The sequence below is a fragment of the Sorangiineae bacterium MSr11954 genome (genome assembly GCA_037157815.1).
Classification (GTDB): domain Bacteria; phylum Myxococcota_A; class Polyangia; order Polyangiales; family Polyangiaceae; genus Pendulispora; species Pendulispora albinea.
This window is the reverse complement of the sequence record CP089984.1, coordinates 2,119,761-2,136,537: the sequence shown is the minus strand read 5'-3', so window position 1 is coordinate 2,136,537 and position 16,777 is coordinate 2,119,761. Positions and strand designations below refer to the sequence as shown.

General features: G+C 68.9%; 11 protein-coding genes. 2 read left to right on the top strand and 9 right to left on the bottom strand.

The features are described from left to right. Positions 1-49 precede the first annotated feature (49 nt). The 3 genes from LZC94_08760 to LZC94_08750 all read right to left on the bottom strand — a co-directional run bounded on the left by LZC94_08760 (position 50) and on the right by LZC94_08750 (position 4,981). Positions 50-1,789, bottom strand: coding sequence for an ABC transporter ATP-binding protein/permease (locus LZC94_08760; protein WXB17359.1), 1,740 nt, complete (start codon positions 1,787-1,789; stop codon positions 50-52). A 142-nt stretch (positions 1,790-1,931) separates the two neighbouring features. After that, positions 1,932-3,383, bottom strand: coding sequence for an IMP dehydrogenase (gene guaB / locus LZC94_08755; GenBank protein WXB17358.1), 1,452 nt, complete (start codon positions 3,381-3,383; stop codon positions 1,932-1,934). Positions 3,384-3,478: 95 nt separating this feature from the next. Then, positions 3,479-4,981 carry a response regulator gene (locus LZC94_08750; protein ID WXB17357.1) on the bottom strand — a complete coding sequence of 501 codons (1,503 nt, stop codon included), beginning with the start codon at positions 4,979-4,981 and terminating at the stop codon, positions 3,479-3,481. Positions 4,982-5,034: 53 nt separating this feature from the next. Here LZC94_08750 and LZC94_08745 point away from each other — a divergent pair, with 53 nt between their 5' ends. Further along, positions 5,035-5,622, top strand: coding sequence for a CPBP family intramembrane metalloprotease (locus LZC94_08745; protein WXB17356.1), 588 nt, complete (start codon positions 5,035-5,037; stop codon positions 5,620-5,622). A 63-nt stretch (positions 5,623-5,685) separates the two neighbouring features. Here the strand turns inward: LZC94_08745 and LZC94_08740 are convergent, their stop codons facing one another. Together LZC94_08740 and LZC94_08735 are read right to left on the bottom strand one after the other, a co-directional pair. Continuing rightward, entirely contained in the window at positions 5,686-6,174 is a 489-nt protein-coding gene (locus tag LZC94_08740; GenBank protein WXB17355.1) for a hypothetical protein, read from the bottom strand. A 318-nt stretch (positions 6,175-6,492) separates the two neighbouring features. Further along, positions 6,493-8,331 carry a serine/threonine protein kinase gene (locus LZC94_08735; protein ID WXB17354.1) on the bottom strand — a complete coding sequence of 613 codons (1,839 nt, stop codon included), beginning with the start codon at positions 8,329-8,331 and terminating at the stop codon, positions 6,493-6,495. 753 nt (positions 8,332-9,084) lie between these two features. On the opposite strand from LZC94_08735, the gene LZC94_08730 reads away from it, so the two are divergent. After that, positions 9,085-9,351, top strand: coding sequence for a CD225/dispanin family protein (locus tag LZC94_08730; protein WXB20362.1), 267 nt, complete (start codon positions 9,085-9,087; stop codon positions 9,349-9,351). On the opposite strand, the gene LZC94_08725 is transcribed toward LZC94_08730, so the two are convergent. The 4 genes from LZC94_08725 to LZC94_08710 all read right to left on the bottom strand — a co-directional run bounded on the left by LZC94_08725 (position 9,348) and on the right by LZC94_08710 (position 16,712). Further along, positions 9,348-11,096, bottom strand: a complete 1,749-nt coding sequence (locus tag LZC94_08725) for a prolipoprotein diacylglyceryl transferase (GenBank protein WXB17353.1) — start codon at positions 11,094-11,096, stop codon at positions 9,348-9,350. The genes LZC94_08730 and LZC94_08725 overlap by 4 nt on opposite strands. Next, the gene (locus LZC94_08720) at positions 11,093-12,916 is read right to left on the bottom strand and encodes a hypothetical protein (protein ID WXB17352.1); all 1,824 of its coding nucleotides are present in this window, start codon (positions 12,914-12,916) and stop codon (positions 11,093-11,095) included. Before LZC94_08720 ends, LZC94_08725 begins: the two co-directional genes overlap by 4 nt. A 224-nt stretch (positions 12,917-13,140) precedes the next feature. Beyond that, the gene (gene glnE / locus LZC94_08715; GenBank protein ID WXB17351.1) at positions 13,141-16,026 is read right to left on the bottom strand and encodes a bifunctional [glutamate--ammonia ligase]-adenylyl-L-tyrosine phosphorylase/[glutamate--ammonia-ligase] adenylyltransferase; all 2,886 of its coding nucleotides are present in this window, start codon (positions 16,024-16,026) and stop codon (positions 13,141-13,143) included. Beyond that, positions 16,008-16,712 carry a CPBP family intramembrane metalloprotease gene (locus LZC94_08710; protein WXB17350.1) on the bottom strand — a complete coding sequence of 235 codons (705 nt, stop codon included), beginning with the start codon at positions 16,710-16,712 and terminating at the stop codon, positions 16,008-16,010. The genes glnE and LZC94_08710 overlap by 19 nt, the downstream gene beginning before the upstream one ends. Between the last annotated feature and the right edge of the window lie 65 nt (positions 16,713-16,777).

The window sequence follows — 16,777 nt, the reverse complement described above, 5'->3', positions numbered from 1 at the left end:
GAGTTGAAGAGCGTTATAGCGCGTTTCGAGCGCCCATCGGTTCGGCGCTCTAGAGGTAGCCCTGGGCCTGCAGCGCGAACAGGTGCGCGTAGCGTCCGTTTTGCTCGACCAAGGAGGCGTGGGTCCCCTGCTCCACCACGCGCCCGTGCTCGATCACCAGGATGCGATCGGCCATGCGAACCGTGGGAAAACGGTGCGAAATGAGGATGCTCGTCTTGTCGCGGGTGAGCTCGCGAAAGCGCTCGAACACGGCGTGCTCGGCCACGGCATCGAGCGCGGCGGTGGGCTCGTCGAGTACGAGGATGTCGGCGCCCTCGCGCATGAAGGCGCGGGACAGCGCGATCTTCTGCCACTGCCCGCCCGAGAGCTCGACCCCGTCGCGGAACCATCGGCCGAGCGGCGTCTCCAGGCCCTCTTTCAAAGCCGACACCACCTCCTCGGCGCCGCCTTTGGAGATGGCGCGGCCGATCTGCGCCGTGTCCCCGAGATCGTCCACGCTGCCGAGGCCCACGTTCTCGCGCGCCGTGAATTGATATTGCGCGAAATCCTGGAACACCACGCCGATGCGCCGGCGGAGCAACGCCTCGTCCCAGTCGCGGAGATCCCTTCCATCGAGCCAAATGCGGCCCTCGGTGGGCTCGTAAAGGCGGGTGAGCAATTTGATGAACGTGGTCTTGCCCGCGCCGTTTTGGCCCACGATGGCCAAGCTCTCGCCCTGGGGAATGAACACGTCGATGTGGCGAAGGGCCCATTCGTCGCGGCCCGGGTAGCGAAACCCGACGTCCTCGAAGCGGATGCCGGGCGGCGATTTCAGGGCAGGCGCGAGGGCCGCGTTCGCCGCGTTCGCGAGGGCCGCGGGCGCGGGCGCGTCCGCGAGGGCCGGCTCGGCGGCGCGCGCCTGCGCGCTGGGCGGGGTGACCGCGAGGTACCCGAACAAGTTCGACATGTAGAGGTTGTCCTCCACCATGCCGCCGAAGGCGCCGAGCAGCGACTGAAAGGCCTGTTGCCCCTGGCGAAAGGCCACCATCCCCAAGGTGAGATCGCCCAGGGAGAGCGCGCCGCGGGCGGCCGAGAGGGCCATGGTGGCGTAGCAGCCGTAGAAGGTCAGGGTGGCCAGGAGCGAGAGGGCGTAGGCCCACTTGGCCGCGCGGACGGCCAGGGCGGAGTCCTCGCGGTAAAAGAGCTCGCCGATATCGCGGTAGCGCGCCAGGAGATGCTCGCCCAAACCGAATAGCTTCACCTCTTTTGCGTGCTCGTCGTTGGAGAGCACGTGCTCGAGATAAAGCAGCTTTCGCGACTCGGGCGATCGCCAATTGCGCAGTCGAAAGGCCTGCGACGAAAAGCGCATTTCGGCCACCGTCGCGGGGATGGCCGCCAGAAGGAGCGCGGCGACGGCCCAGCCGCTGAAGCGTAAAAGCAAAGCGGCATATCCGAGGAGCGATACGATGCTTTGCAAAATTTGAAAGCTCCGCGCGATCACGGAGAGCGGGCGCGAGGACGCCTCGCGGCGCGCTTTGTTCAGTCGATCGTAAAACTCCGAATCTTCGAAATAGCGGAGCTCGAGCGCCGTGGCCTTCTCCAGAATGGCCACATTGATATCAAGCCCCAGGCGCGCCCCGACGATGCGCCGCACGAGCGACAGCGCCTGCGTGGCCCCCGTGAGCGCCGCCACCAGCAAAAGCTCCGCGGCGACCCAGCGCCATGCTCCGCCCGAGTCGCGGGCCACCACCGCGTCGACGATGCGCTTGCCCACGTACGCGATGCCCAACGGCAACACGGCGCTGGCCAAGGTGAGCGCGCCGATGGCGAGGGTCCCCGCCGGCGACGAGCGAAAGACCAGCGCCAGGGTGGGCGGCGTATGTTCGAAGCTCCCCCGCAGCGCCGTCCTTATATTTGCGAACCAGGACGGCGCGGGCGGTGCGTTTGGCGAACTAGCTCCGGTAATTCGGCGCCTCCTCGGTGACGATCACGTCGTGGACGTGGCTCTCGCGGAGCCCTTGCGACGTGATGCGCACGAAGCGGGTGTTCTTGCGCAGCTCGCTGATGGTGCGGCAGCCGGTGTAGCCCATGCCGCTGCGGAGACCGCCCACCAGCTGGTACAGGATCGACGCCAGGGATCCGCGGTGCGGCACCCGGCCTTCGATGCCCTCGGGCACCAGCTTTTCGTCGGAGGTGCCGGCCTGGCCGTAGCGGTCGCGCGAGCCTTTGCGCATGGCGCCGAGGGAGCCCATCCCGCGGTACACCTTGTAGCTGCGGCCTTGCAGGAGCACGAGATCGCCGGGCGACTCGTCGGTGCCCGCGAAGAGCGATCCGATCATGACGGAGCTGGCGCCGGCGGCGATGGCCTTGGTGACGTCGCCCGAGAACTTCACGCCGCCGTCGGAGATGATGGGGACGTCGTAGCGATCGGCCACCCGCGCGCAGTCGGACACCGCGGTCACCTGCGGCACGCCGATGCCGGCGACGACGCGGGTGGTGCAGATGCTGCCCGGCCCGATGCCGACCTTCACCGCGTCGACCCCCGCGCCGATGAGCGCCTCGGTGGCCTCGGCGGTGGCGACGTTGCCGGCGATGACCTGAACGTTGGGGTGCTCGGACTTGGTGATGGACACGGCGTCGATCACGCCCTTGGAGTGGCCGTGCGCGGTGTCGATGACCAGCACGTCGACCCCGGCCGCGACCAACGCGGCCGCGCGCTCTTTGCGGTCGGTGCCCGGTCCGATGGCGGCGCCGACGCGCAGGCGGCCGCGCGCGTCCTTGATGGCGAGCGGGTTTTTGTCGGCCTGCAGAATGTCCTTGATGGTGATGAGCCCGGCCAAGCGGCCGCCGTCGACCACCAGGAGCTTCTCGATGCGGTGCTGGTGCAGGAGCTGTTTGGCGTGGTCGAGGGAGGTGCCCGGCGGCACCGTGACCAGCTCCTTCGTCATGAGCGCGGACACCGGTTGATCGAGGTTGCGCTCGAAGCGGATGTCGCGCGCGGTGAGGATGCCCACCGGGTGGTCACCCTCGGTCACCGGCACGCCGGAGATGTCGTGCTCGCGCATGATGGCGAGGACCTCGCGGAGCGACTGCGAAGGGCGAACGGTGACCGGCTTGCTCACCATGCCGCTCTCGGCGCGCTTGACCCGTTCGACCTCGGCGGCCTGCTGCTCCACCCCCAGGTTCTTGTGAAGGATACCGATGCCACCTTGACGCGCCATGGCGATGGCCGTGCGCGCTTCGGTGACCGAGTCCATCGCCGCGCTGAGCAGCGGGATATTCAGCTCGATCTTCTTCGTCAGACGCGTGCGCACATCGGCGTCCTTCGGCAGAATCTCGCTGTAGGCGGGGAGCAAGAGAACGTCGTCGAACGTCAGCGCTTCGCGCAGGGTATCGTCCAGCATGTTGGTGGCGAGTTTTGACGCCGCCAAACCGATTCGTCAACGGCGCGCCACCTTCATTTCCCCGTCCATCCGGTATTTCGCCGGCTTTACGTGGGCTACTCGGGGACTTTTTCGCCCGCGCCGCGGCGCTCCTCGCGGTAATCGTCGAGGTGCTGGCAGAAAACGGCCGCGACCTCCGGGTCGAACTGCGTGCCGGAGCAGAGCTCGATCTCGTTGACGGCGACCTCGTGCGGAAGCGCGCGGCGGTAGGCGCGATCGCTGGTCATGGCGTCGTAGGTGTCGGCCACCGCGATGATGCGGGCGATGAGCGGCACGTCGTTTCCCTTGAGGCGTAGCGGATAGCCTCGACCGTCCCAGCGTTCGTGGTGAAGGTGCACCCCGGGGATGAGCGGGTGCAGGAACTTGATCGGATCGAGAATGTCACGCCCGTAGCCGGGGTGCCGTTTGAAGATCTCGTACTCGTCTTGCGTGAGCTTGCCCGGCTTGTTCAAATTCATGACGCAGCCGATTTTCCCGATATCGTGCATGAGCGCGCTCTGGCGCACGATCTCGATCACGTCGGGCGCGAGCCCCAGTCGGGTCGCGAGGTACACGGCGTAGAGGGCCACCCGTTCCGAGTGGCCGGACGTGTAGCGATCCATCTTGTCGATGGCGCGGGCGAGCCCCTCGATGGTCTGCTGAAAGGTGGCCCGAAGATCCTCGTAGAGGCGGGCGTTCTCGATGGCCGCCGCCGCGCGGGAGGCCACGATGGAGAGGAGCTTTCGCTGGCCCTCGTCGAACTTGCGGGTGCGCGTAAAGCTGGCCACCGCGATCCAACCGAGCAGCCGGGTCTTCATGCGAAGGGGCACCGCGAGCAGCGACTTCAGCGGGAGCTCGGACGCGCTCGCAAAGAAAACGCTTCCACGGGTCCCCTGCTCGAGCAGGGTAGAATCATTGGCGAAGTGATCGATGAACGCCTTGGGGGAGAGCTGTCCGAGGTCGGCCTCGAGGGACGCTGCCGCCAGCGCACCGGCTTGCGTGAGGCGCTGGCGCTCGAAGTAGCCGCCCTCCCCATCTTCGAGCCAGGTCGAGACCAGATCGCCCCGGATCTCGTGCAGGGCGGTTTCGCTCACCGTGGAGAGCACCTCGTCGAGCGACAGGCTCGCGGCGATGGCCTCGCTCACTTTGTAGAGGCTGAGGGCCTCGCGCAGGCGCAGGTTCTCGGCCGACAGGCGCTGCTTCTCCAGACCGCGCTGAACGACGTGGATCACCTCCTCCACCTTGAAGGGCTTCAAGATGTAGTCGTAGGCGCCGCGCTTCATGGCATCGATGGCCGTCTCCACCGTGCCGAAGCCGGTCATGATGACGGTGAGCGCATTGGGCGCGGTGGTCGCGATCGCATCGAGCAACTCGATGCCGCCCATGCGGGGCATCTTCAAATCGCTGATGACCATATCGTAGGGCGCGGCCGTGAGCTCCGTGAGCGCGGCCGCCCCATCCTCGGCCGTGCGCACCACGTACCCTTCCATGCCGAGGAAATCTGCCAGGATGTCGCGAATGAATTTTTCGTCGTCGACAATGAGCACACGCGGACGCTCATCGTGCAAAGGCTGACCCATCGAGCGTACGATTCTACCTTGGATCACGCAGCATCGGGGGGAGCGCATTGAGCATGCGGGTTCTTTTTGACGGCGCCGGCGACGCGACGGAAAAATACCTCCTCGGGCTCGTTTATCTCGTCCTCGGCCTTTTGGGCGCCGGGGCATCGCTCGCGCTGGGTCAGAGCCCGGTGACCATGCCCCCTTGGCTGCCCATCGGCCCCGAGACCGGTATCTGGGCGAGCCTCGCCATGGGCGCCTGCCTCGCGGGCGCGACCATCGTGGCCACCCGCTTCCTGGTGGGGCGTTTTTCCTGGGCGCGCGAGCTTCACGGCGAGCTCCGCCCCGTGGTTCGAGGGACGCGCAGCCATGCGCTCGTGGCCATCGCCCTCGCCGGGGGCATTGCGGAAGAGATGCTCTTTCGCGGCGCCCTGCTCCAAGGCCTTGGCGGGCTTTGGGGGCTCGTGCTCTCGTCGGTGGCGTTCGGTGCTCTGCATCAGGTGCGCGGTGGCGCACGATGGGTGTGGGCGCTGTGGGCGACCCTCATGGGCTTTCTCCTCGGCTCCGTCTTCGGGCTGACCGGAAACCTGGCCGGCCCCATCGCGGCTCACGTCGCCATCAACGCCGTGAACCTGCGGTTCCTGCGCGATCACGAGGTGTGAGGCGCCGAGCACGAGATCGACCGGCGCTCGATCCCGGCGCCCGGCACCCCGGCAAGGATGGCGTCACGGCAAGACGAACTCGGCGCCCTCTTCGTAGCGTCGTGCATCGGCGCACTGGGCGCGCACGTCGTCTTGTGTGGCGACCCGGCTCTTGAACGTGGCGCCGGTCGAGCTCTCGAGATCGCGAACGTCGTAGTACCAATCGTAGACTTCGGAGCCATCGTCGTTGGTGATCGACAGCTTGCACCCGCCGATGATCCCTTCGCGCGGGCAGCGCCCTTCCATTGCGCGCGAGTGGTGCTTGTCGTTGCAGTCGTCCTGGATCTGGGAGACGGCCACCGTGTCGATCACCTCCTGGCAAAAGCCCGAAGGCTCTTCGTTCACGTCGCTAACGTAGCGGCGGTCGCATGCGGCGTCGCCTTTACTTCCCACGACGTCGCCGACGATGCTGGCCACCCATCCCCCCGCGCGGCAGCTCGCCGTGGCGAGCAGCGCGATCGTCGCGACCGCCATCAGCGACCGCGATGTTTTCTTCGATTCGAACTTACCCATGGCACGTCTCTCGGCCCGCGCCCCGACGAAACGAGGCAACAGGCAGCCTTCGACAGCGCGCCGCCGCTTACGGGCGATGCGCGTCCCCCCAACAGCCTTCGGTCCCTCCACTCCCCACAGCGGAAGTCCCACCCCATTGAAAATGCGAAGCCCAGGCGACACTCGTCGCAGACGCTCCCATCACGCGAATGCGCGCAAAGGTGCCCCACACGATGAGCTGTAAAGAAGACGGCCAGCGCCGTCGCTTGCTTCACTACATAGGATGCAGGGAGAGTCCTTCTTGTGCCGCTCCCCCGAGGCACATAATAGCGAAAAGAGTCATCTTTTCTCGCGGTCGAACGTCACCAGCGCAGCCGCATCGTCGAGGGCCTGCACCAGCTCACGCGTGAGCCGACGCACCGCAGAAATGGCCCCTTCCAGCAAACCGGTTGCCTCGGAAAATTCCAGGTCGAGCTGTTCGTTCTGTTCCTCGAGCTGACGCTTGCGAAGCTCGAGCCGTGAGGTCAAATCGGCATCGATGGCGACAGAGCGCTCATCCGCCGCGCGCAGGGGCTCCTCTTCCCAGGTGGCCTCGGGCGGGGGCTCGTCGTCCGTTTGTTCCTTTTGCGCGTGCCGCAAAAGCAGCTCCTCGAGCTCCTGGCGGCGCGCCCGAATCGATGCAAGATGCATCCTTTCGCGGGCCCGCTGCTGCGACAGATCATCGATGGCGCGGCCGATCTCGGAGCGAAACTCGCGTCCCTTGGCGGCCAGGCGATCGACCCGGCGCTGGTAATCGGCGGCGCGGACGCTGGCGCGTTCGACGGACGCGATCAGGTCGCGGATGCCGTCCACTTCCTCGGCCGCCCGCCGCGCGCGCTCTTCGCGTTCGGCGCGATCGGCGGGGCCATCGTGCGCGGTTCGCGTGCGTTCGATGGCGCGCTCGAGCTCCTCGACGGCCTCGACCCAGGGCGCGGTGAGGGCTTTCGCGTCGGGCGCGTCGGGCGCATCGGACGTGTGCGTAGCGTGCGTGCTGCGGGGGTCGTGGGCGGGCGGTGTGCGGAGGCTCGGCGGGGGCTCGGCGATGGCTGCGGCGCCGGGGAGCGGCTCGTCGGGGAGCGCGTCGTCGCGGGCGGCCATGCTGGCGATGGCGGCGTCGATGGCCAGCGGGGTCACCTCGCTGTCGCGGATGGCGGCGTCCATGGCGGCGGCGTCGAGGTGGGCGGTGACCGTCTCTTCGTCCTCGGTGATCGAGGCGATGGGGCGGCGGATGGCGGCGAGCAGGGCGTCGTGCACGGAGAACGCATCGGCGGGGCGATCGTCGCGGCGCTTGGCGAGGAGCGCGTGAACGAGCAGCTCGATGTCCGGCGGGATGTCGACCCCGCGCTCACGCAGCGGCACGGGGTTCGATTTCAGGGGTGAAAAGAGCAGCTCCGATTGACCGCGCGCATCGTAGGGCAAGGTGCCCGCGAGCATTTCGTACATCACCACGCCGAGCGCATAGAGATCGGCGCGGCCGTCGGGGGCGAGCCCTTCGAGGTACTCCGGGGCGATGTAGCCGGGCGTCCCGAACATTTGCTCGTGAAAGGTGAGCGCGGGCGCGTCGAGGATCTTGGCGATGCCGAAGTCGGTGAGCTTCACCGTGTCGGGGGCGTCGGGCCGGGTCACCAGCATGATGTTCTCCGGCTTGAGATCGCGGTGGATGATCCCCATCTGGTGCGCGCGTCCAAGGGCCGAGGCCACCTGGGCCGCGATGTGCGCCGCACGCCGCCAGGGAAAGCGGCCCACGCGCATATGGGTGATGAGCGACTCGCCCTCGATGTACTCCATGACGAGGTAGGCCAGATTGTCGGAGTCGCCGAAGTCGGTAATCTCCACGATGTTGTGGTGATTGATCCGATTGACGGCGCGCGCTTCACGCAAGAACCGTTCGCGGTGGCTGGGGTTGAGCGAGAGCTCCTGCCGCAGGATCTTGATGGCGTTGAGGCGCTCGATCATCACATGGCGCGCGAGGTAGACGCTCGACATGCCGCCGGCGCCAAGGCGCTTGATGAGCCGAAAGCGTCCCGCGATGGTGCGACCCAGGAGGGGATCGTTGCTTTTGGTCAGCGGGCTGCCGTCGAGGGGGCAAAATCCTGCGTCATCCTGAAAGAGCTCCGAGCACCGCGGGCAAATCCGCATGCATTCTTTCTACATCAGTCCTGGATCGGTCCCGGTCTTTCTTGGTCTCGCTTGACCATTGCGCGGGTCTTGCTTTGCCCGGCCCGCGCCTCGAAGCGCGATGACAAGACTCGGCGATGTGTGCGATGCTCCGCCGAACCGAGGAGTTGACGGGCTAGGGACGAGCTAGGGCAAGCGGGACGTACCAGCACGCCGCCTGGGGTGGGATACCGTGGAGTGGACCTCGAAAGACTCGGTATCGCGAGGAGAAAAGAATCCATGATGGTTTACGAACCGATGAGCGCAAACTCCACACGGCACGCGGCCGGCGGCTACGGTCCCCCAGGCGGAGGCGGGTATCCGCCTGGTGGTGGTGGCGGCGGATTTCCGCCCGGCGGTCCGCCTCCGGGTGGTGGGGGCGGCTTTCCTCCTCCTCCGCCCGGCGGTGGCGGCGGCGGTTATCCTCCTCCGCCCGGTGGAGGGCAGCCCCCCGGCGGCGGGGGCTACGGCGGACCGCCTGGAGGCGGGGGCTACGGTGGGCCCCCTGGCGGCTATGGCCCGCCCGGCGGCGCGCCTCCTGGCGGCGGCGGCTTTGGTGGTGGACCGCCCGGCGGTGGAGGTCCTGGCGGCTTTGGCGGCGGGCCGCCCGGCGGCTACGGTGGTGGGCCCCCTGGCGGGGGTTACGGCGGACCTCCGCAGGGCTATGGAACGCCCGGCGGGGCGCCGCAGGGATTTGGTCCGCCCGGTGGGGGCTTTCCGCCGCCCGGCGGGCCGATGGTTCCGGGGCAAGGTGGAGACGTCAACACGACGTTGCCGCTCATCCTCAACATCGTGGCGCTGTTCTGCTTTTGCCTCGTGGCCATTCCAGGCATCGTGATCGCCGTCCAAGCCGGGAACGCGCTGAAGACGGGCGACATCGAGACGGCGCGGGCCAAGGCAAAGCTGTCGCTCACCCTGGCCGTGGTGGCGTTTGCCGTCGGCATCCTCGCGAACGTGGCTTGGTTCGTCCTCGGCGGCGTCGGCGCCGTCATGGGCAATTAGAAGACGAGGCCGAACGAGAGGCGCGGCTCGTATGTGGTGATGACGCCGACGCTCTCGGCGCTGATCACATTGAACCCGATGGGAGAAAGGCCGAACGTCACGTGGGAGCTCACCGCCCACGCGACCTCGGCCCCCATGCGCAGCGCCCACACGTTGACATTGGCGAAGGCCTTCGTGTCCCACACCAGCCAGGTGTGCGTGGGGACGAAGATGCCGCGCACCTCGAAGTGGCGTCCGGCCTCCAAGGCGAACTGAAACGGGACGCCCAGGCCGTAGTGCCATGCAACGTCGTTGCCGTAGAGGCGGCCTTCGAGGCCCACGTCGAGCCGGGCTTGGTCGCCCAGGCGGAGGCGGTAGAGGACGTCGAGCTCGGAGGTTGCGCCGGAGGGGACGTCGGGGCGCGCGAGGGTCAGGGCGGGGGCGACGGAGATTTGGAGGGTGATGTGGCGGGCGTGTTGGACGCTGCGTTGCGGGGCTTTGGGTGCGGGTACGGGGCTGGAGGAGGCGGGGCTGGGGGCGTTGGCGCTTGGCGGGTTGGCGCTTGGCGGGTTGGCGCTTGGGGGGCTGGGGGATGCGGGACTTGGGGGTGCGCTGGGAGGCGGGGGCGCGGAGAGGGTTTCGGCGCGGCCGTTGCGCTCGAGGCGGGTGATGACCATCCACGGGATGGTGGAGACTTGGCCGCTCGCGAGGCGGATGCTCACGTGATCGCCAGGGGAGACCTCGGTGATCGTTCCGGGGACGCGCTCGCCCGTTCGAAGGACGATGGCGTCGGCGCCTTGGGCGTGCGCGGGGCGCGGCATCGCGGCGGAGGCTAGGAAAAAGGCGAGGAGCGCGGTGCGCCCGGCGCCCATGACGCGACCCGTGCGATCGCGGTGGAGGGCGCGAGGTCCGAAGGTCGCGAGCTTCCAACGGCGCGAAAGGGCGAAGGTGGCGGCGAGAAGCGCGATCGATACGATTTGCGCCGAGCTCCAGCCCAGATAGACGCCGCGGTCCTCGTCGCCGCGTAGAAGCTCGAGGAGGAACCGCCCCGAGGCGTAGATGGCCATCCAGGCGAGGAAGGCGCCGCCATCGCGGGTGCTTCGTTCGGGGTGCTCGGGGTTCACGCGGCGGAGCCAGCGCCACGCGTAAAGGGACGCGGCCACGCCCACCAAGGATTCATAGAGCTCCGTTGCATGGACGGGCAGGCTCGGTACGCCCAGGGGGATCCACCCGCGCAGCGCGTGCTCGTCGGCCGCGATGCTCCCGGCCGGGAAGCGAACGCCGAGGAGGCTCGAGGTGGGCCGGCCGTAGTCGCACCCCTCGAGGAAGCATCCGATGCGCACCAGCGCAAACGCGAAGCCCATACCGGGGGTGGCGCGATCGAGGAAGGCGCGCGCGGGCATCCACGGCGAGGGCTCCCCTGCCCCGCTGCGCACGCGAAGATAGATCGCAGGGACGGCGATGCCGGCGAGCAGACCGCCGTAGGCGGCGCGGCCGCTCGTGAGGATCGGATCCCAGGAGCCCGCGGCGAGGGCGCCGGGGATCGCGCGCACCCACTCGAAGACGTAGCCGCCGAGCAGCGCGGCCAGATACGCCAGGGCGAGGGCCCTCGCTTGGGTGGGGATCGACGCCCCGTCGCGTGCCGCGAGCCGCAGCGCGACGATGGCGCCCAAGAGGGTCGCCACGCCGCACATGGTCGCGTAGTCGGGCGCGAGCCAACCGGGAACACCGTGGGCGGCGAGCCACATCACCAGGATCGGCCTCATGTGCCCACCCCACCTTGGAACGAGCGCTTCGGAGCGTCCTTGCGCGCACGCGCGTGCTTCGCGAGGTACGCCAGCGGAAGACCGAGCCAAAAGAAGGTCGACGCCGGGGCCAAAGGCGAGGACGGTGCCGGCATCGTGGTCGCCGAGGTCGGGTAGGCGCTCGGTGACGAGGGTCCGGATCCGCCCGCCAACATCGGCGGAGCCCCGCCGCCTGCGCCTCCTGTACCCCCGACGCCCGCCGTCTCGCAACGGCAGTTGCCGCTACCGCTGCCGCCGCTGCTCTTGCACGAGCCGCAGTTGCTCGAGCTCGAGCCACTGGACGAGCTGCCGCTGGACGAGCACGCGTTGCACGACGCGGATTTGCACGACTTCGAATCCGACGACGAGCCCCCCGACTTCGACTTGCCGCACCCGCCGGACGAGTCCGACGATCCGCCGCCGCTGCCACCGCCGCCGCTGCCACCGCCGCCGCTGCCACCGCCCCCGGACGATCCGGTGGGCACCGGCGCCGGATTGCCGGAGCCCCCGCTGCCGTAGCCGGACGAATCGCCCCCGCGGGTCGACGAGCCGCACCCCGAGCAGGTCGCGCACGAGCTGCACGATTTGCACGAGGGCCCGCTGCCGCCGGAGCATTTCCCGGAGCTGCATGCGTTATCGCAGCCTTTGCACGAGGAGGAGCACGCGGCGAAGGGATCGGAGCACCCGGAGACTTTGACGTCGATGAGCGTGAAGGGCCGCGGGCCTGCGTCGCTGCCCTCGTCCGAGCCGGAGAGGCATAGGTTGAGCGCCCGCACGCATCGATCGTCGCGCAAGAACGCATCGGCGGCCGGGAGGCTCGTGGACTTGCGGGAGCCGGTCGGCACGGCGCACCGCTCGTCGCGCACGCACTCGGCGACCGTGGAGACGCTGAGCAGCGACATCGCGCAAAGCTCGTCGATTCGAGATACGGGCGCGGCGGCGTCTGGCCCGCCGTCGGACGGCGCGCGCGGCTCGAGGAGGTACGCGCACTCTTGCCGCCCGTCGGCGAAGTCCTCCAAGGTGGCGTCTTCGTCGCACGAACCGCTGCTCAGGCAACTTTGGCACCGCGAGGTCACGTCGTTGCGGCACTCCGCCAAGGTCGCGTAAAGGCGATACGGGTTGCCGCGCAGCGCGGCCGGCTTCACCGCGAACGAGATGCCCGGCGCGGCGCCGGCGTCCGGCTCGTTGTCGGCCAAAAGGACCAGCCAACCCGCGTTGACATAGACCGTATCGTCGATGGCCGCCACCGCCGCGGGCCACCCCACCACCCGGCTCACCCGCTTGGCGCCGGTGATCTTCATCAGCTCCCGAACCGTCCGTCCGCCTTCGCCAGCCAGCGCGCGCGACTCCGCATTCGAGGTCGCGTCGGGCGGCGTGCCCTCGAGCGCGGGGAGCTCGGGCAAGGGCTCGAGCCGCGAGCCGTCGCCGCCATCTTTGCCGTCGACCGCGCGCGGATCGGGCTGCGGCTCGGCGATGATGCTCCCGCCCTCCGCGCGCGCTTTCCAGACCAGCAGCGAATCCTCGTCCCGCTCCGCCCGCGCATGGTCGATGGCGTTCACCTCGGCGGCCGGCGATCGACCCTTTTCGTTGGGGAGCGCCTCGCGCTCGGTCTGCAAATCGCGGGTCGCCAGCATGCGATGCAAGAGCATTTCGCGCGCATCGCTCGGTAGGCCGGCGAGCACCGTGGGATCGGCCCCCAGCGCGTCGCGTAGTTTCAAATCTTGATACGGTGGCGCGTCCGCCGCGCAAGCCGAGATGATCCCGCCGGTCGACACGACCGCCCAGAGCCACGTTCCGCGCATGTTCCCTCCACCCTCCCCCGCCTTCGATTCCCCTCGAATCGCGCGACACTGCGAGGCACATACCAATGCTTGGGCTAGCTAGTTTGCCCGGTTATTTCCGCTAAAAACAAGCAAACTCGACTGCGTAAGCCCCCACGCGCCGCGCGCCACCTTACGCGTTTGCACGCGATCTGGCGCCATTCGTTTACGGCGACCGCGTGAACCTCGCAGAGGCCCGCGCAGGTTCACCCTTCGCTGGCGATCCCCAACACCGTCAGATACGCCGCCCGCACCTCGTGCGTGACATGAACGTAGCGCGCGAGCAGCGCCTCCGCGGCCGATCCACGCGGCCGCCCATCGCGCATCCCCATGCGGCGCGCGAGCAAGGTCAACCCCGGCGCGCCCTCCTCGATGAAGGGATTGGTGCTCCCATGGTGCACCCGCGCGCGCTGCTCCAGTTGCCGGAGCAACCGATACCCCTCGCGCAAGGACGCCGCCACCGTCGAATCCATGTACCCACACGCTTCGAGCGCCCCCAGCGCCGCCTCGGTATCCTGCGTGCGCACCCGCCGATCGCGCCCGTGCACCATTTGCAGGTACTGCACGGCAAACTCCACGTCGACCAAGCCGCCGTAGCCGAGCTTCATATCGTAGCGGGCCCTCGCCCCCCCTCGCCGCTCGCCCGCCAGCTCGCGCTCCATGCGCATGCGAAGGCGATGCACCTCGGCCGCCGGCGCCGCGCCCCGCTCGTAGGCCGCCTCCGCCGCGATGGCCATCACCCGCGCGCCGAGCGCCTCGTCGCCCGCGCACGCGCGCGCCTTGATGAGCGCCTGCCGCTCCCACGCGGCCGCCTGCGTCTCCTGGTAGCGCGCAAACGCCTCGATGGACACCACCAAGAGCCCGTGGTTGCCCGACGGCCGCAGGCGCGTATCGAGCTCGTAGCCCGGGCCATCCACGTGCGGCATGCTCAAAATCCGCAGCACCCGCTGCGCGGCGCGGATCGATTGCTCCTGCGCCTCGTCCTCGTCCTGGCCCGCCGGATCGTAGACGAAGATCAAATCGAGGTCCGATCCGTACCCGATCTCGCGCCCCCCCAGCTTGCCCATGGCGATGACCGCGATCTTCGGGGCCGGCTGCCCCTCGGCGCGCGCGCCACCGTTCCCGCTGGCGAGCGCGAAGCGGGTCGTGTGCTGCAGAACGAAGTCCGCGAAGATGCTCAAGGTGAGGGTGCACTTGCGCGTATCGAGCTCCCCCGCCAGATCGGCCACGCCGACCTCCATGGTCACCCCGCGCTTGGCGCGCCGGAGGGCCCCCACGAAGCTGTCCAGGCGGGCCACCGGATCCGGTATGGCGTCCAGATCGCCCAGCTGCTCGAGCTCCACGTCCACCGTGCGCGCCGCGTCGATGGGGCCGGCCATGGCGCGAAAGAGGAGGCGGTCGACCAGATCGGGGTGGAGCGCGGCCGCCTCGCCCAGAAATGCGCTGGCCCCGAAGAGCCCCGCCAGCCGGCGCGTGCCCAGTTGGTCTTCGGCCATGGCGCGCACGTAGAGGCTGGGGGTGACCATGCGGGCGAAGAAGGTGGCCATCAAGCGCGCCGCTTGCTCGGGATCGGCGGCGTCGGCCAGCGCGTCGATCAAGGTCGCGGCCAGCTCCGGGTATTGGTCGCGCGAGCGGGCGCCGAGCGGGCCGTCGGGCCTCTTGGCGAGGGTGAGCAGGTGGCGCGCCAGATCGGGCGCGCGGATGGGATCGAAGCGCTCCTCCAGGCTCGCCAAGAGGCGCGGCTCGTCCCGCGCGTCGAGGGCCGAGAGGAGCCGCTCCAGCGAGTGCGAAGGCTCGCCCTTCTCCACCAAGCCGTGGCGCGTGAGCGAGGCCATGCGCGCGCCGATGCGCTTGCGCACCCGGTCCAGGTCCTTTTCGAGCTGCAGCGCGCCGCGAAAGCCGAGCGAGCGCGCGATGCGCCCCAAGAGCACCGGGTCCTCGGGGACGGCGTGGGTCTGCAGACCGGTCGCAAACTGCACGCGATGCTCCAAGCGGCGGAGCGCCAGGTAGCCATCGCCGACCTCGCGCGCCTCCCGCTCGGTCACGAACCCGCGCGCCCGCAGCCGCCGCAGCGCATCGAGCGTGTTGGTGCTGCGCACGGTGGGCTCGCGCCCGCCCCACACGAGCTGCAGCGACTGCACGAAGAACTCCGCCTCGCGGATGCCGCCGGGGCCGAGCTTCAAATCGCGCCGCGGCTCCGCCTCCCCGATCTCCGCGCGGGCGCGCAGGAGCATGGCCGCCATTTCATCGGCCACCTGCGGGTTCACCTCGCGGCGCCAGACGAAGGGCGCGAGGGCGCCGAGCACCTGCTCGCCCACCGCCAGATCGCCGGCCGAGGGGCGCGCCCGCACCAACGCGGCCCGCTCCCACGTCCGCCCCCACGACTCGTAATAGCGCTCGGCGGCGGCCAGCGCGTTCACCAGCGGACCGCGCGAGCCCTCCGGGCGCAGCCTCAGGTCCACGCGCCACACCAAGCCGTCCTCGGTGGGCTCGTCGAGGGTCGACGTGAGCCTCTGCGCCACGCGCGTGAAATACTCGTGCAGCGACACCTCTTGCACCACGCCGTCCTTGACCACGGCGCCCTCGTCGGTGTCGTAGAAGAGAAGCAAATCGATGTCGCTGCCGGCGTTGAGCTCGCGGCCCCCGAGCTTCCCCATACCGATCACGCAGAAGCCGTTGCGCGAGCCGTCGGTCTTCGTGGGGATGCCGTAGCGGAGATCGGCCCAGAGCAGGGCCTCGTTCAGCGCCACCTCCACGCAAACGTCGGCCAGATCGGCGAGCTCTTTGGCCGTTACGTCGACGTCGGCGGCGGTGGTCTCGAGCTCGCGCGCGGCGATGCGGAGCCGCTCGCGCGCCGCGAACCTCCGCAATTTGCGGCGCACGCCCGCCGGATCGCGCAGATCGAGCGAGGGGAGGAGGAGCTTTCGGTAGGTGCGCGCGTCGCGGGCGCCGCGGCCGGAGCTGGCGATGTAGGCCACGTCCTCGGGCCGGCTTTGGATCGCGGGCGCGAGCGCGGGATAGGCCGCCTCCAGCCAGTGCGCCAGATCGACCGGGTCGCGGCGGGGACCGACGATCAGAGGCCGTTCCCCCACAAGCGGAACATCACCACCACGCACCAGTCGAAGAATGCATGTGCAATGATCGCGGACACCAGACTTCCCCCCTTCAACCGTACCAGCGCGCCCCACACGAGTCCCGCGCCCAAAGCCCCCGCCGGTAGCAGCAAATTGGGCCCCGCCGAGGGATCGGCCAGCGACCACGCGGCGGGCAGATGGGCCACCGCGTACAGCACGGCGGAGACGACCCACGCGCGGCGCGAGCCCCACTGTTCGGCGATCACGGTCGTCACCAGCCCGCGCCAGACGAGCTCCTCGGCCATCGACGCGACGATGATCCCAGCCGCGAGCCATGTGGTGTGGGGCCTCAAATCGGCCAAACCGCCGATTTGCATGTAAATGCGCGCCAGCCACGCCTCGCGCGCGCCCCCGGTGGGCGAAACCATGCGCGTAAACGCGTACGCTGCCGCTACCAGCACGACGCCGCTAAGGACCCCTACGGTCGCATCCCCCCAGCGCGGCTTGATCCAATCGCGCAGCTCGCCGTGACGCTGTGCGCGAATCGCGCCGAGCAGGGCCAAAATCAGCGTGGGGACGACGACGAGCAACCAGAACGTGAAGGTGCCGGCGTGCTGAATTTGCCAACCGAAAAAGGCCGGGATGGCAACGCCGAGCACCACCAGGACCAGGAGCAGATGCGAAGGGACCGAAACGCGAGGCATGAGTCGAAAGGAAACGTCTCGAGTATGGAAGGGTTGGAGGGGTTGGAGCGGGAGCGAGCGCGCTC

What these genes read in the sequence shown, in the direction of transcription:
- guaB (WXB17358.1), bottom strand. Translation starts at nt 3,383, where the DNA reads ATGCTGGACGATACCCTGCGCGAAGCGCTGACGTTCGACGACGTTCTC.
- LZC94_08750 (WXB17357.1), bottom strand. Translation starts at nt 4,981, where the DNA reads ATGGGTCAGCCTTTGCACGATGAGCGTCCGCGTGTGCTCATTGTCGAC.
- LZC94_08745 (WXB17356.1), top strand. Translation starts at nt 5,035, where the DNA reads ATGCGGGTTCTTTTTGACGGCGCCGGCGACGCGACGGAAAAATACCTC.
- LZC94_08740 (WXB17355.1), bottom strand. Translation starts at nt 6,174, where the DNA reads ATGGGTAAGTTCGAATCGAAGAAAACATCGCGGTCGCTGATGGCGGTC.
- LZC94_08735 (WXB17354.1), bottom strand. Translation starts at nt 8,331, where the DNA reads ATGCGGATTTGCCCGCGGTGCTCGGAGCTCTTTCAGGATGACGCAGGA.
- LZC94_08730 (WXB20362.1), top strand. Translation starts at nt 9,085, where the DNA reads ATGGTTCCGGGGCAAGGTGGAGACGTCAACACGACGTTGCCGCTCATC.
- LZC94_08725 (WXB17353.1), bottom strand. Translation starts at nt 11,096, where the DNA reads ATGAGGCCGATCCTGGTGATGTGGCTCGCCGCCCACGGTGTTCCCGGT.
- LZC94_08720 (WXB17352.1), bottom strand. Translation starts at nt 12,916, where the DNA reads ATGCGCGGAACGTGGCTCTGGGCGGTCGTGTCGACCGGCGGGATCATC.
- LZC94_08710 (WXB17350.1), bottom strand. Translation starts at nt 16,712, where the DNA reads ATGCCTCGCGTTTCGGTCCCTTCGCATCTGCTCCTGGTCCTGGTGGTG.